This window comes from Salinisphaera sp. RV14 (genome assembly GCF_052044135.1).
In the GTDB taxonomy this organism is placed as follows: domain Bacteria; phylum Pseudomonadota; class Gammaproteobacteria; order Nevskiales; family Salinisphaeraceae; genus Salinisphaera.
Window position 1 is genome coordinate 81,691 of record NZ_JBQDYF010000007.1, and the last position, 13,839, is coordinate 95,529.

The following is a 13,839-nucleotide window of genomic DNA, read 5'->3' on the forward strand; positions in this document are numbered from 1 at the left end:
CCGGTCTGCGGGCCGGCAACGCACCGAGTCCAATTTGCGATGGCAAGCGCGAGCCGCGGCCGATTTAATCAAGGGTTCCTTTCTATGAAACTAATCGCTGCGCTGGTGCTCCTGCTCGCGCTTTCCGCCTGCAGTCTCCCGGTGTTCTTTCGTGTCCCGATCGTCCAGGGCAACATCGTGACGGCCAAGCAAGTGGCCCAGCTCAAGAAAGGCATGACCAAGAAGCAGGTCGCCTACGTGCTCGGCACGCCGCTGATCAAATCCCCGTTCCAGTCCGATCGTTGGGACTATGTCTTCTACTACCGCAATCCGAACGCGCACGTGCGCCAGTCGAAGCTCGACCTGTACTTCGTCAACGGCAAGCTGTCGGATATCGAGGGCGACGAGGAATACACGGCCCAGGCGTTCAAGGGCGGCCAACAGTCCGGCAGCACAAGCGGGCCGGCCACGCCGCTCGGCATGACGAGTGCACCTGGCAGCCAGAGCACGCCGGCACCGGGTGCCCAGCCGAACCCGGGCGCCGGCAACAACCCGTCCGGCGCGAATCCGGCCGTAACGACCCAAGACCAGCCGACCGCGCAGAATCCGCTACCGCACAAGGGCCCGGCCCTCCCCGGAAAGCCGAACTAGCGGTCGCGGCTTCCCGTCGTCGGCGTTGCGCCATCCGTTCCGGCGCGGCGCCGGCGTCGCTCGCGCGGATCGGCCGTCAGCGGCCGATACAGCTCCAGACGCTGCCCGTCCGCGATCACTTGTTCCCCCCCGATTTTGCGACCGTACACGCCGCAAGCCGAGGGTGGCTGCCCGGTTTCGGCCCGACAGACCGCGTCCAGCCCGGAGGCATTCGCGACCTGCGCTGCCGTCGCGTGCGCCTGGATCCACACGGATTCGCGCCAGCATCGCCCCGGCAATGCAAACACCACATCGATCTGCTTCATTGCGTCCCGCCTCATTCGGATCAGGGAGTCCAGATGGATTCGACCAGGCGCAGGGCGCCCAGCGCATAAGCCACGACCGCGATCAGCGCGATGCGCGCCGGGTAGCGCAGCAGGCCATGCCAGATCGCGAACGTGACCGCGTCCTGTCCCGTCGCCTCGCCCTGTGGCCGCCACGCCTGAACCAGGCGACGCCGCGCGAGCACGCGGCCAACCAGTACACAGAGCATGAGCCCGGTGATCGGAATCAGCCAGCGCGCGCTGACCAGACTGAAACAATCGAACAGGTTGTAACCGAACACACGCCAACCCGATAGCACGCCGAACGCATTCTGCGCGGCCAACCCGAGCGCGGCGACTACCACCCCCGTGTACACCGACGCCTGCACCCGCGGCACCCGCGCCCGATGGGAAACCGCCTGCACCAGCAACTCGAACAGACCGATACCGGTGGTCATGCTGATCATGGCCAGCAAAACGAACAGCAGCACCATGGTCCAGGCGGGCTGCACGCTGGCCGGCAACACCTCGAATATACGCTGTACCCCGGCCGAGAATTGATCGCCGATACCGGGCACCAGGCTCGCGAGCACCACCGCGAACGCAAGTGCCACGATCTGGCTGGCGATGATCACCATCGCCGACAAGCGCACCGCCGGCGCCCGGGCCGGCAGATGCGAGGCCAGCGCCACAATTACCCCCGTGCCCAGACTCAACGAAAAGAATGCCTGGTACAACGCCTCAAGAACGCCCCGCACACCGAGCGCACCGGGATTGAAATTGAACAGATGCCCGGCCGCCCCACGCGCCGGCCCGTGCCAGATCACGACGATGAGCAACAGGCTGAGCAAACCGAGCATGCATGCCGCGAGCGTGCGCATGACCGGCTCCGTGCCGCGTGGCAGGCCGCGCGCCGTGGTGGCCACCAGCAGGAGAACGAACAGCAACAGCCAGCCCAGACCGCGCTCGCCATCGCGCGCGAACGCCACGAACCGGCTCGCCGCCTGGCTCATCGTGCCGCCGCCCAGGCCGCCGAACACGGCGCGCATGCTGTAGGCCAGCGACCAGCCTGCGATCACCGCATAGGCGGCCAGCAGCAGCAGGGCGCCCAATAGCGTGGCGTATGCGCCGACCGTCCACAGTCGCGAATGCGGCGTACCACGCGTCCATAGCGCCACCACGCCAGGCACGTCGGTGTGGGCGCCCCGCGCCATCAGCACCTGCGCGCTGAACACCGGCATGCCCATCAGGACCAGCGCCAGCAGGTACACCAGCAGGAACGCCGAACCGCCATAGGCCGACAACAGATAAGGCAGGCGCCAGAAATCGCCGAGGCTCACGATCGCCGCCGTGCAGACGATCACGAATCGCGCGGAAGAGGACCAGAGCTGCGGTAGCGGACGATAAGTAAGCGCCATGGCCCGCAAAGCTTGCCTCGGCGGCTATAATAAGTCCATGAGCAAGAGCAAGGACAAGAAACAGCCATCGAGCACGATCGCGCTCAACCGACGCGCGCGTCACGATTTTTTCATCGAAGACCGCCTGGAGGCCGGGCTGGTTCTCGAAGGCTGGGAAGTCAAATCACTGCGCGCGGGCAAGGGCCGGATCGCGGAAGCCTACGTCCTGATCAAGGACCGGGAGGCGTTCCTGTTGGGCAGCCATATACAGCCACTGGAATCGGCCTCGACCCACGTGGTCGCGGACGCCACCCGAACACGCAAACTGCTGCTGCATGAGCGTGAGCTGGCGACCTTGGTGGGCGCGACCGAACAGAAAGGTTATACCGTCGTCCCACTCGCGATGTACTGGCGCCGTGGCAAGGCGAAACTGGAGATCGCGCTGGCCAAGGGCAAGGCCAAGTACGACAAACGCCAGACCAAGAAAACCCAGGACTGGCAGCGGCGCAAGGCCCAGATCATGCGCACTGACGGCTGATCTTGAAAATCAAAGCCACAGCCTCATGTTGAAGGCTGTTACAATAAGGACGCTTTTTCGGGGGCGACATGGCTTCGACGCGGATGTCAAAACCCGAGGTGCATGCCGAGGTTGCAATCTTCCTCGTTAATCCGGTTGCAACATTAGCTAGTTGCGAACGACGACAACTACGCTCTAGCGGCTTAAAGCCCGCTGGTGCCCGCCCGGCAAGTGTCTGTGCTTCCGGCCCCGGGTATCGACTCTCACAGACTCGCGGCAAGGCCCCGCTTCGGGCCAACCCGTTAAGAGTAAACGAAGATACGCGTGAGTTGTCCCTTTTCGTCGGGTAGCTCATGCCGACAATCAAAGACGAAATAAGCATGTAGACCCGAGGGTTGAGAATCCGCGGACGCGGGTTCGATTCCCGCCGCCTCCACCAATAGATGGAGCACGAAAATACGCCGACAGCGTATCCGTGACTCGACCAGGCCAAGCCTGCCGCGGTTCACCACCGTGGCAGGCTTTTTTTTCGCCCGTAGCCGGCGTGGCCCGGGCGGCTGGCGCCTACGACAACATGCCGAGTCGCTCCAGCAGCATCATGACAGCGATTGCGATCATGCCCAGGGCGAACACGAACTGCAGCGTTCGGCCGGCCAGGTATTGCGCCAGCGTTCGGCCGGCCCCCATGCCCATGATGCCGCCCAGTATGAACAGGCCGGTCAGCACGGGCTGGATATGGCGCCCGGCCACGACCGCGGAGATCACACCCGACAGGCCCACAAGCGCAATCACGAGCAGCGACGTCGAGACCGCGCGGTGGATGCCCATTTCGGTGACGAGCATCAGCGCCGGGACGATCAGAAACCCGCCGCCGACGCCGAAAAAGCCCGACAACACTCCCACCAGAACGCCGGACGCCAGCAGCGCGACGCTACAGCGTGCCGTGAGCCGGAGCCGGCCATCGGCGCTGTAGCGGCAGACCGTCGCCGCGTCCGTGGCGGCATCGTGCGCGACCCGCGCCCGAATCACGCGTGCCTGTTCCGGCGCACGATAGGCGTTGAAGATCATGCGCCCCGCCACGACGAGCATGAGGCCAGCGAACGCGACGACCGTCACGCCGGCGGGTACCCGATTGCCGAGCCATACGCCCACCGGCGCGAAAACCACGCCGGCGGCGGCGAAGATCCCCGCGGCGCGCAGTTCGAGCACGCGCCGAAGACCGCCTTCGATGGCACCGAACGCGGCGGTGACCGCTACGGCGATCAGCGATATGGCGACCGCATCGCGAGGCGCCACATCCAGGCCATAGATCAGCAGTGGCACCGCGAATATCGACCCGCCGCCGCCCGTCAGGCCCAGGGCCAGTCCGACCAGTACGCCGCATAAAATCGTCATCACGGCCTCATATTCTATTTGGTTCTTTGCTTATTCTAATACGAGCCTGGCAACCGTGCAGCCCGGCCACGTTCGGCCCCGGCCGCGACCGGGATCAGTCTGCGCAAACGCGGGATCGGTTAGGGTTTAGCGACAATGCGTCGCTGCTAACGCCCCCTTGTTGCCGCATGAGCGATATCAACATCATTCTGTTTTTCCTCGGGCTGATTCTTTTCCTTAGCGTGCTCGCGAGTTCGCTGGCCCGGTTCGGCCCGCCCCTGCTGTTGATTTTTCTGATCTGCGGCATGCTCGCGGGCAGCGAAGGGATCGGGCATATCCAGTTCGACAGCGTCCCGCTGGCTTTCTTTATCGCCAATCTCGCGCTGGCAGTCATTCTGCTCGATGGCGGGCTGCGCACTTCGCTGGAAACCTTCCGCGTCGCCCTGCGCCCGGCGCTGTCGCTCGCCACGATCGGGGTCCTGGTTTCCGCATCGCTGGCCGGGGCGTTCATTGCGCTCGTGCTCCACGTCGACTGGCGCTACGGGCTGCTACTGGGCTCGATCGTGGCCAGCACGGACGCGGCCGCGGTCTTCTCGCAGCTGCGCAGCAGCGGCGTCACCCTCAACCAGCGGGTCAGCGCCACGCTCGAGATCGAGTCCGGCACCAACGACCCCATGGCCATCTTCCTGGTCACCTACCTGATGAGCGCCATCAGCCAGAGCAAGGGGTTCGATATCGCCAGCGTCGGCGTGGAGCTGGTCCGACAATTCGGGATCGGCGCGATCGGCGGCGTCGCACTCGGTTATGCGTTGTCGTGGCTGGCTTCGCGATTGCCCCTCGTCGAGGGGCTGTATGCCCTGCTCATCGCCTCGGGGGGTGTAATGGCCTTTACCGCCATTAATCAGCTGGGCGGCAGCGGCTTTCTCGGCATCTATCTGGTCGGCGTGGTGGTCGGCAACCGGCGCAACGAGGCCACCGAGCATGTCTTCCGGGTCATGGACGGCCTGGCCTGGCTGGCGCAGGCAGGCATGTTTCTGGTGCTCGGCCTGCTGGTAAACCCGAGCCAGCTCTGGGCCGATGCAGCGCCGGCATTCCTGATCGCCCTGTTCCTGATTTTCGTCGCCCGCCCGGCCGCCGTATGGTTGAGTCTGCTGCCGTTTCATTTCCCCATCCGCGAACAGGGGTTCATTGCCTGGGTCGGGTTGCGCGGTGCGGTCCCGATCGTGCTGTCGCTGTTTCCGCTGATGATCAATCTCGAGGGCGGACAGTTCCTGTTCGACCTGACCTTTGCCGTGGTCCTCGTGTCGCTGCTGATCCAAGGCACCTCGCTCGGCGCCATGGCTCGCTGGCTCAAGCTGCAGGTACCCGAAGCGCCGCTGCCGGCCGAAACCTTCGACCTGGACGGCGAGCGTGACGATCAGTTCCAGATCATGGCGTTCCGAATCGAGGCGGATTCGATTCTGGCCAACACCGCGGGCGAGGCGTTGACGCGCTATGACCACCTGCGCGTAATCGCGGTCACGCGCGGTTCGCGATTACGTTTTCCGCGCCGCGGTTTCGTCTACGCGGTGGGCGATAAACTCTATCTGCTGGCCGCCCGGAGCCATTGCAGCGAACTCGGGCGCCTGTTCCGCGGCGATACGGGCCACGGTGGCCTTGTCCCGGGGCGGTTCTTCGGCCCCTTCACGCTGGCGGGCCGCGCATCGAGCGGCGAGCTTGCGGATGTCTACGGCATCCCGCTTTCGGAAGACGAGCGCCGAACCGATGTGGCCCATCTCATGCGCAAGCGCCTGCGCCGCCGCCCGGTGGCGGGCGACATCGTGGAACTGGGGCCCCTGCGCCTGATCGTGCGGCGCCTGGATGCCGGGACCATCGATCGGGTCGGGCTACAGCTGGCGCCGGATCCATCCGTTGAGCGATAGGGTCTCGCCCCGATCGTGCCAGGGCTGGGCCGCACCCCGCCGGTGCTAAGGCGCCATACGGGGACGATTGGCGCCGCCAAAGCTATGGCCCTGGGCCAGACAATAGGCCAGCCACTTGTTCAGCAGCAGGTTGCGCGGCCACTGGCTGTCGAGTACCGCGTCGTCGATGTCGGGCACACCTGCCAGCGAGGCATAGCGCGACCGCGCATCGCAGTAGATGGCCTCGGCCAGCTGGGCGTCGCGATACAGGCGCAGCGTGAGATCCGGGTCGGCGCGCGCCGTGTCGCCATCACCAAACCAGTAGGTCAGGTGAACCGTTGTCGTGTAGCGGCAACGCTCGATGACACGCAGATGCAGCGTCGCGTCCTCGCCCAGGGAGGTGGCGTGCTCGAACGGCAGATCGAGCTCCGGAGCAAGCCGCTCGAAACGCCGGTAATTGCTCTCGTAAAGCCCCATGAGGCCGGTGAAGCTCCGCGGGGTGGCCGCCGCGAGCCAGTGGTTGCGCTTTACTTTAATCATTGCGCGACTATAAGGCAGACCACGGCCATTTCAACTGACGAATTACGACACCCGGGCATCAGAACGACCGTCGCCGCAGGTGTTTGTCTTCCATGATGAGCGTCGCGATCTCCTCGATCGACTTGTTGGTGGTGTCGGCATAGGGAATGCCGTGGCGCTTGTACAGCTGCTCGGCCTGACGCAATTCGTAACTGACCTGGCCGACATCCGCATACCGACTGCCGCGTCGGCGCGCGCTGCGGATCTGGTGCAGACGATCCGCCGAGATGCACAGGCCGTAGAGTTTGTCCTTGTGCGGCGCCAGCGCTGACGGCAATCGACGCCCTTCAAAGTCTTCCTCGGCGAGGGGGTAGTTGGCCGCGTAGATGCCGTGCTGCATGGCAAGGTAGATACACACCGGCGTCTTGCCACAGCGCGATGGCGCGACCAGGATTACGTGGGCGTCGTCGTAACCCTGCTCGCCGACACCGTCGTCGTGCGTCAGGGCGTAGTTCATGGCCTCGATGCGCGATTCGTAGACATCCTTGTCGGCGATGCCGTGCGCACGCCCTTCCAGATGACTCGACTTCGTCTCCAGTTCCGCCTCGAGCGGCGGCAGGAAGCTGTCGAACAGGTCCATGAACAACACGTCGCCGCTGCGCAGTATGTGACGAACGCTGTCCGACACGGTAGTCGAGAACACGATGGGCTTGAGGCCGGTCGTGCGTCCCATGTGCTCGATGTATTCGAGTGCGGTACGCGCTTTTTCATCGGAGTTGATGAACGGCAGCGTCGACTGCTTGAACTGACTCTCGTCGAACTGCGTCAACAGCGTGGCGCCAAGCGTCTCGGCCGTAATGCCGGTTCGATCGGACAAAAAGAAAATGGAACGCAGTGGGGCATCGGTCGTACTCATGCTGTCATCGTGCCCGACCATCCCCGCGACCACCAGAGGCATTCATCGGCCCGCACCGCAGCCACCCCGCCCGGCACGGTGCCCGCCGGTTCATCCTGCGTGTAGAATGCGGCAGCCGAGATTTTTACATCGTGTCTGTGGATTTCACTTCGGAGGAGAGCGAGCGTGGATAACTCGTATGTAGCCTGGTTCAGCCAGCTGGGAATGAACGACGTCGCGTCTGTGGGCGGCAAGAACGCCTCCCTGGGCGAGATGATCAGCCATCTGGCGGATGCCGGCGTCTCGGTGCCGGACGGCTTCGCCACCACGGCCTCGGCCTATCGCGAATTCCTGGCCCACGATGGTCTGGCCGACCGCATCAACCAGGCGCTCGACACGCTGGACGTGGACGACGTCGATGCGCTGGTCGAGACCGGCTCGAAGATCCGCCAGTGGGTGCTCGACCACCCCTTCCCGCCCGCGCTCGAAGCCGCCATCCGTGATGCGTTCGCCACGCTCGCCGAGGGCCAGGATGACATGGCGGTCGCGGTGCGCAGTTCGGCCACCGCCGAGGACCTGCCGGATGCGTCCTTCGCCGGCCAGCAGGAAACCTTTCTCAATGTGCGCGGGCTCGACAACATCATGCTCGCGATCAAGGACGTATTCGCGTCGCTGTTCAACGACCGCGCCATCTCCTATCGCGTGCACAAGGGCTTCGAGCACAGCCAGGTGGCACTGTCGGCCGGCATCCAGCGCATGGTGCGCTCGGACACCGGCGCCTCGGGCGTGATGTTCACCATCGACACCGAGTCCGGTTTCGACAAGGTGGTGTTCATCACCAGTTCCTGGGGCCTGGGCGAAGCCGTGGTCCAGGGCGCGGTCAACCCGGACGAATACTATGTCTACAAGGACAACATCACCGCCGGCCGGCCGGCGATCCTGCGCCGCGTAAAGGGCGGCAAGGCGGTCAAGATGGTCTATACGGCTGACCGCACGCACGGCAAGACCACCGAGTTCGTCGACGTCGACACCGCCGACCAGCGCCGCTTCTCGCTGTCGGATGAGGACGCCGAAGCGCTCGCCACGCAGGCCATGACGATCGAGCAACACTACGGCCGGCCGATGGACATCGAATGGGGCAAGGACGGCGAGACCGGCAAGCTCTATATCCTGCAGGCGCGCCCGGAAACCGTGAAGAGCAATGCCGCGACGCTGGAGCGCTACAGCCTCGATGCCGCCGGCCACGAGGTGCTGGTCACCGGCCGCTCGATCGGACAGCGCGTGGGTGCCGGGCGGGTGCGCAATGTCGCCTCCATCAAGGAAATGAACAAGGTCGAGAACGGCGACATCCTGGTCACCGACATGACCGACCCCGACTGGGAGCCGGTAATGAAGCGCGCCGCGGCGATCGTCACCAACCGCGGCGGACGCACCTGTCACGCCGCGATCATCGCGCGTGAGCTGGGCATTCCCGCCGTGGTCGGCACCGGGCACGCCACCAAAAAACTCGCCGACGGCATCGACGTGACGGTCTCCTGTGCCGAAGGCGATACCGGCTATGTCTACCAAGGCGCCATCGACTTCAACGTCGACGAAGTCTCGCTCGACCGGATGCCCGAGATCGGCACCAAGATCATGATGAACGTCGGCAATCCGGAGCGGGCATTCGATTTCGCCTCGATCCCGAACGAAGGCGTGGGTCTCGCACGGCTCGAATTCATCATCAACCGTCAGATCGGCATCCATCCGCGTGCGCTGCTCGAGTACGATCAGCAGCCCGATGAACTCAAGGCGACCATCGACGCCCATATCGCCGGTTATAAAGACCCGGTCAACTTCTACATCGATCGTCTGGTCGAAGGTATTTCGACCATCGCGGCGGCCTTCCATCCCAAGCCGGTGATCGTGCGCCTGTCGGACTTCAAGTCCAACGAATACGCCAACCTCATCGGCGGCGACGCCTACGAGCCCGAGGAAGAAAACCCGATGATCGGCTGGCGCGGCGCATCGCGCTATCTGGCCGAGGACTTCAAGCCCTGCTTCGAGCTGGAGCTGGAAGCCATGAAACGGGTGCGCGGCGACATGGGGCTGACCAACGTCCAGATGATGATCCCGTTCGTGCGTACACTGGGCGAGGCCAAGGGCGTGTCCGAGCTGCTCGAATCACACGGCTTCAAGCGCGGCGAGAACGGTCTCAAGATCATCATGATGTGTGAGTTGCCGTCCAACGCCGTCTTGGCCGACGAGTTCCTGGAATACTTCGACGGCTTTTCGATCGGCTCGAACGACATGACCCAGCTCTCGCTCGGCCTGGATCGCGACTCGGGCCTGATCTCGCATCTGTTCGACGAGCGCGACCCGGCGGTCAAGATCATGCTGGAAAAAGCGATCACCGCCTGCAAACGCAATAACAAATACGTCGGCATCTGCGGCCAGGGCCCATCGGACTACCCTGACCTGGCGCGCTGGCTGCTCGACCAGGGGATTGAAAGCATGTCGCTCAATCCCGATACCGTGGTCTCGACCTGGCTGTTCCTGGCCGGGGAAAACGTCTAACCGGAGAACGGAGCATCATGGCCGCCAAGCTGGACCTGTTCGTCAAACCCGCGGCGCTGCACGCGGCGATGGACGACGCCGACGTGCAGATTGTTGCCGTCGATACGCCCGAGGATTTCGCCCGCGCGCATATCCCGGGCGCCCGGTTGATCGCGATGGCCGATATCATGGCCCGTGACGGGGACACCGGCGGCCTGATTCCCGACGACCACACGCTGGGGCGAACGCTGTCGGCGGCCGGTCTGCGTCACGACGCGCATATCGTGGCCTACGACCGCGCCGGCGACGGCCAGGCCGCGCGTCTGCTCTACACGCTCGACGTGGCCGGCCACGACGCATTCAGCCTTCTGGACGGCGGCCTGGCCGCCTGGCAGGCGGCCTCGTTTGCGCTCGAGTCCGGCGCGCCTGCGGCCGGGGCCGGCGACTTCCGTATTGCACGCCGCACGCAGGCCATCGCCGACAGGGCGTGGATCCGTCAGCATCTCGATGCCGCCGACGTGCGTTTTCTCGATGTCCGCAGCGAAGCCGAGTTTGTCGGTGACGACGTCCGCAGCGCCCGCGGCGGCCACATCCCCGGCGCGGTGAATCTCGACTGGAACCGGCTGAAGAACGAGCACGGGCAACTACGGGATCTGGCCGAGGTCCGTCGTATGCTTGCCGATCGCGATATCGACGCATCGAACGAGGTGACCACCTACTGCCAGACCCACGTGCGTTCGTCGTACGCCTATCTGGTGCTCAAGGCCCTCGGCTACACGCGCGTGCGCGGCTATCCGGGCGCGTGGTCGGACTGGGGCAACGCGATGGATACGCCGGTGGACAGCGGCTCTTGAGTGCATCGTTCGGACCGCCCCGCCCGGGCGCGAACTTCGACGGGCGACGCTTCTCCAACCCCTGGCACGATCACGGCCAGACCAGTCGCTTCGGCCTGTGGCGCTGGCTGTTGCGGCCACGCGGCCCCGGCTGGCCGCCGGCCGCGCCCGATGCGGCGAACAAAGACAATCCGAACATACCGCCGCGGCGCTCACATGCGCCGCGTGTGACCTGGATCGGGCATGCCTGCGTGCTCATCCAGATCGATGGCCTGAACCTGATCACCGATCCGGTGTATGCCGCGCGCGTCGGCCCGCTACCGGGTATCGGCGTGCGTCGCCATACGCCGCCGGCCATCGACTGGCAGCATCTGCCGCCGATCGATCTGGTGCTGATCAGCCATGCCCATTACGACCACCTGGACCGCGCCACCATCGCCGCCCTGGTTCGTCGGGATGATCCGGTTTTCGTCGCCGGCCTCGGCCTCGATGCATGGTTCGCCCGCCGGGGCAGCCGCCGGATCGTGACGCTGGATTGGTGGCACAGCGCGCGACCGACCGCCGAGGCTCTGTCGATCACCGCGGTACCGGCTCAGCACTGGTCGCGCCGGGGGCTGTTCGACCGCAACCGCAGCCTGTGGGCGGGCTTCTGGATCGAGACCCCGGAACGACGCCTGTATTTCGCGGGCGATACCGGATACGGTCCGCATTTCCGCTGGATCCGCGAGCGTCTGGGCATACCCGATCTGGCCTTGTTGCCGATCGGCGCCTATGAGCCGCGCGATTTGATGCGCCGCCAGCACATGAATCCCGACGATGCCGTGCAAGCCCATCGCGACCTCGCGGCCCGACGCTCCATGGGTATTCATTTTGCGACGTTCAAGCTCACCGACGAAGGCCGTGAGCAACCGGCTCACGACCTGGCGGCGGCGCGGCAGCGCCACGGCGTCGACGACGATGCCTTCGTCGCGCCGCAATTCGGCCAGGTGTTCGAACTCGGCTGAGCGCCGGTTCCGCTGGGGCGACGCGCGACCCCGCCGGCCGCGCGTCACGAAACGCCGGCGCCACGAGCGCCGCCCCATGGCACCGCTCGCCGCTATGCAAGTATCTTGTTGATGATGTCGCCCACGCAGCGGCCGGAATGAGCCGGGGCATTTGTCCGCCAATGCACGCAAATCAGCGCCAACCACCCGCAGCATCAAGGCGCTGCGGCTTCAGCTGCGCGAGCAATCGCGGGTCGGTCCGCGTGCGAGCCTTGCACCTCGTCAAGCGTGTTTATGGTCCCAGTCGCTCAGCCACTGCTGGAACTGTTCCAGGGGCATGGGCCGCCCGATGTAAAAACCCTGGGTGAGGTCGCAGCCCAGTTCTTGCAGGCGATCGAGCTGGCCGGCCGACTCCACGCCCTCGCCCACGGCCCGCAGATTCAGGGCATGCGCCAGTCCGATGGTGGCCGACACGATCGACAGATCCGTATCCGACTCGAGCATGTCCTGCACGAACGAGCGATCGATCTTGATCTCCGCGACCGGCAGGCGCTTGAGATAGGACAGCTGCGAATAGCCCGTGCCGAAATCGTCGATCGATACCTGTACGCCGCCACCCGCCAATCGCGTCATGACCTCCAGCGTCCGGGCCTGGTCGGCCATGAGCGTATCCTCGGTCAGTTCGAGCGTCAGCGCCGCCCCGGGCAGCCCCTGGACCGCCAGCAACATTTCCAGGGTGTCGGCGAAATCCGGCCGTAGAATCGAGCGTGCCGATACGTTGATCGAGATGCGCAGATCGCGACCATCCCGGCGCAACACCCCGGCATACTTGACCGCGCGGCGCAACACCCAGAGCGTGAGGTCATTTATCAATCCGCTGCGTTCGGCGCGCGGAATGAAATCGCCCGGCATGATCAGGCCGCGGCGCGGATGTTGCCATCGGACAAGCGCCTCGGCGCCATAGACTTCGGACGTCGAAGCGTCCACCAGCGGCTGGAGATACAGAACCAGTTCGTCGTCGTCAATCGCGCGGCGCAGTTCCGCCGACAACGAATGCATGGCCACACCGTCCACCCTGCGTGTCGAACAGGCCATGCTGAAGTCACCGCCGCGCGATTTGACTTCATACATCGTCTGGCTGGCCGCGTCGATCAAACCATAGGCGTCGATGGCATTATCGGGGTAGTACGCGCCGCCCGCGCTCGCCGCGAGTTGCAGCGACATGCCGTCGAGCGGACACGGCGGGATGATGGCATCCCTGATTCGCTCGGCCACCCGCTCGAGCTCGCACAGCGACGCCAGCGCCATGATCGCCACGCCGAATCGATCGGCGTTCAGCCGGCTCAGTGTCGCGGATTCCGGCACCACCCGCTCCAGACGACGGGCCACCGCGATCAGTACGCGGTCGCCGTTTGCCTGTCCGTAGTGTTCATTGATCTCGGAGAAGCCGTCCAGGTCGAGCACGATCACGCCGACCCGTGTCGCATTCAGATAGGCCGACTCGATACCGGCTTGAAGGCTGTCGACGAAGTGGCTGCGATTAATCAGCCCGGTGAGCGAATCGATGCGCTGCGAGCGCTGCGCCTCGGCCGCGAGTGCCGCATTGTCGCCGCGCAGGGTCTCGGTCTCGTCGAGCACCATGGCACTGGCTTCGGTCGATACCACCAGCCCGACATACTGGCCCCACAGCAGGAACACGAACGGCATGGCGTCCAGTAACCACAACGTCGGATTGTTCAGCTGGGCGTTCCAGAGCTTGCCGATCGTGGCCCCGCCCTCCTGTATGAAGGCGTTGGCCACGGTGGCAACGAGGATGGCGATGACGGCGATCGCCAACCCATAATAAGCCGTGCGCGTAACCCGGCTGCGCAAAACGCGCGACAGGCTCAACAGGCGCAGGCGACGGCTACCGTCCAAGTCCCCCCCTTTGCCCGCAGCGACGACCCCCTGTCG

12 protein-coding genes and 1 other RNA gene are annotated in these 13,839 nt (G+C 64.9%); 7 read left to right on the forward strand and 6 right to left on the reverse strand.

The window, feature by feature from the left end:
- Nucleotides 1-84: 84 nt before the first annotated feature.
- Entirely contained in the window at nucleotides 85-630 is a 546-nt protein-coding gene (locus ACS8Y6_RS09365; RefSeq protein WP_440850352.1) for an outer membrane protein assembly factor BamE, read from the forward strand.
- On the opposite strand, the gene ACS8Y6_RS09370 is transcribed toward ACS8Y6_RS09365, so the two are convergent.
- Complete coding sequence (locus tag ACS8Y6_RS09370; protein WP_440850353.1) at nucleotides 627-935, reverse strand: RnfH family protein; 309 nt, start codon at nucleotides 933-935, stop codon at nucleotides 627-629. The two genes, ACS8Y6_RS09365 and ACS8Y6_RS09370, sit on opposite strands and share 4 nt — an antisense overlap.
- 20 nt (nucleotides 936-955) lie before the next feature.
- Nucleotides 956-2,350 carry a sodium-dependent transporter gene (locus tag ACS8Y6_RS09375; protein WP_440850354.1) on the reverse strand — a complete coding sequence of 465 codons (1,395 nt, stop codon included), beginning with the start codon at nucleotides 2,348-2,350 and terminating at the stop codon, nucleotides 956-958.
- Between the two features lie 37 nt (nucleotides 2,351-2,387).
- On the opposite strand from ACS8Y6_RS09375, the gene smpB reads away from it, so the two are divergent.
- Both smpB and ssrA read left to right on the forward strand, forming a co-directional pair.
- Complete coding sequence (gene smpB, locus ACS8Y6_RS09380; protein ID WP_440850355.1) at nucleotides 2,388-2,867, forward strand: SsrA-binding protein SmpB; 480 nt, start codon at nucleotides 2,388-2,390, stop codon at nucleotides 2,865-2,867.
- 59 nt (nucleotides 2,868-2,926) lie between these two features.
- Nucleotides 2,927-3,285, forward strand: a transfer-messenger RNA (tmRNA) gene (gene ssrA, locus ACS8Y6_RS09385).
- 125 nt (nucleotides 3,286-3,410) lie between these two features.
- Here ssrA and ACS8Y6_RS09390 read toward each other — a convergent pair.
- On the reverse strand, nucleotides 3,411-4,241 hold the full coding sequence (locus ACS8Y6_RS09390; protein WP_440850356.1) for a sulfite exporter TauE/SafE family protein: 831 nt from the start codon (nucleotides 4,239-4,241) through the stop codon (nucleotides 3,411-3,413).
- A gap of 167 nt (nucleotides 4,242-4,408) precedes the next feature.
- On the opposite strand from ACS8Y6_RS09390, the gene ACS8Y6_RS09395 reads away from it, so the two are divergent.
- Nucleotides 4,409-6,142: a potassium/proton antiporter gene (locus ACS8Y6_RS09395; RefSeq protein ID WP_440855442.1), complete on the forward strand. Its 1,734-nt coding sequence runs from the start codon at nucleotides 4,409-4,411 to the stop codon at nucleotides 6,140-6,142.
- A 45-nt stretch (nucleotides 6,143-6,187) separates the two neighbouring features.
- On the opposite strand, the gene ACS8Y6_RS09400 is transcribed toward ACS8Y6_RS09395, so the two are convergent.
- Nucleotides 6,188-6,661: a DUF1249 domain-containing protein gene (locus ACS8Y6_RS09400; protein WP_440855443.1), complete on the reverse strand. Its 474-nt coding sequence runs from the start codon at nucleotides 6,659-6,661 to the stop codon at nucleotides 6,188-6,190.
- Nucleotides 6,662-6,719: 58 nt separating this feature from the next.
- Nucleotides 6,720-7,556: a posphoenolpyruvate synthetase regulatory kinase/phosphorylase PpsR gene (gene ppsR, locus ACS8Y6_RS09405; protein WP_440850359.1), complete on the reverse strand. Its 837-nt coding sequence runs from the start codon at nucleotides 7,554-7,556 to the stop codon at nucleotides 6,720-6,722.
- A 165-nt stretch (nucleotides 7,557-7,721) separates the two neighbouring features.
- On the opposite strand from ppsR, the gene ppsA reads away from it, so the two are divergent.
- The 3 genes from ppsA to ACS8Y6_RS09420 are packed head-to-tail and all read left to right on the forward strand — an operon-like array spanning nucleotide 7,722 to nucleotide 11,907.
- Complete coding sequence (ppsA, locus tag ACS8Y6_RS09410; protein ID WP_440850360.1) at nucleotides 7,722-10,091, forward strand: phosphoenolpyruvate synthase; 2,370 nt, start codon at nucleotides 7,722-7,724, stop codon at nucleotides 10,089-10,091.
- 17 nt (nucleotides 10,092-10,108) lie between these two features.
- Nucleotides 10,109-10,924, forward strand: a complete 816-nt coding sequence (locus ACS8Y6_RS09415; protein ID WP_440850361.1) for a sulfurtransferase — start codon at nucleotides 10,109-10,111, stop codon at nucleotides 10,922-10,924.
- Nucleotides 10,921-11,907, forward strand: coding sequence for an MBL fold metallo-hydrolase (locus ACS8Y6_RS09420; protein ID WP_440850362.1), 987 nt, complete (start codon nucleotides 10,921-10,923; stop codon nucleotides 11,905-11,907). The genes ACS8Y6_RS09415 and ACS8Y6_RS09420 overlap by 4 nt, the downstream gene beginning before the upstream one ends.
- A 261-nt stretch (nucleotides 11,908-12,168) precedes the next feature.
- On the opposite strand, the gene ACS8Y6_RS09425 is transcribed toward ACS8Y6_RS09420, so the two are convergent.
- Nucleotides 12,169-13,803 (reverse strand): putative bifunctional diguanylate cyclase/phosphodiesterase, encoded by a 1,635-nt coding sequence (locus ACS8Y6_RS09425; RefSeq protein ID WP_440855444.1) that lies wholly within the window; start codon nucleotides 13,801-13,803, stop codon nucleotides 12,169-12,171.
- Nucleotides 13,804-13,839: the final 36 nt, after the last annotated feature.

What these genes read in the sequence shown, in the direction of transcription:
- ACS8Y6_RS09370 (WP_440850353.1), bottom strand. Translation starts at nt 935, where the DNA reads ATGAAGCAGATCGATGTGGTGTTTGCATTGCCGGGGCGATGCTGGCGC.
- ACS8Y6_RS09365 (WP_440850352.1), top strand. Translation starts at nt 85, where the DNA reads ATGAAACTAATCGCTGCGCTGGTGCTCCTGCTCGCGCTTTCCGCCTGC.
- smpB (WP_440850355.1), top strand. Translation starts at nt 2,388, where the DNA reads ATGAGCAAGAGCAAGGACAAGAAACAGCCATCGAGCACGATCGCGCTC.
- ACS8Y6_RS09390 (WP_440850356.1), bottom strand. Translation starts at nt 4,241, where the DNA reads ATGACGATTTTATGCGGCGTACTGGTCGGACTGGCCCTGGGCCTGACG.
- ACS8Y6_RS09400 (WP_440855443.1), bottom strand. Translation starts at nt 6,661, where the DNA reads ATGATTAAAGTAAAGCGCAACCACTGGCTCGCGGCGGCCACCCCGCGG.
- ACS8Y6_RS09415 (WP_440850361.1), top strand. Translation starts at nt 10,109, where the DNA reads ATGGCCGCCAAGCTGGACCTGTTCGTCAAACCCGCGGCGCTGCACGCG.
- ppsR (WP_440850359.1), bottom strand. Translation starts at nt 7,556, where the DNA reads ATGAGTACGACCGATGCCCCACTGCGTTCCATTTTCTTTTTGTCCGAT.
- ACS8Y6_RS09395 (WP_440855442.1), top strand. Translation starts at nt 4,409, where the DNA reads ATGAGCGATATCAACATCATTCTGTTTTTCCTCGGGCTGATTCTTTTC.
- ACS8Y6_RS09375 (WP_440850354.1), bottom strand. Translation starts at nt 2,350, where the DNA reads ATGGCGCTTACTTATCGTCCGCTACCGCAGCTCTGGTCCTCTTCCGCG.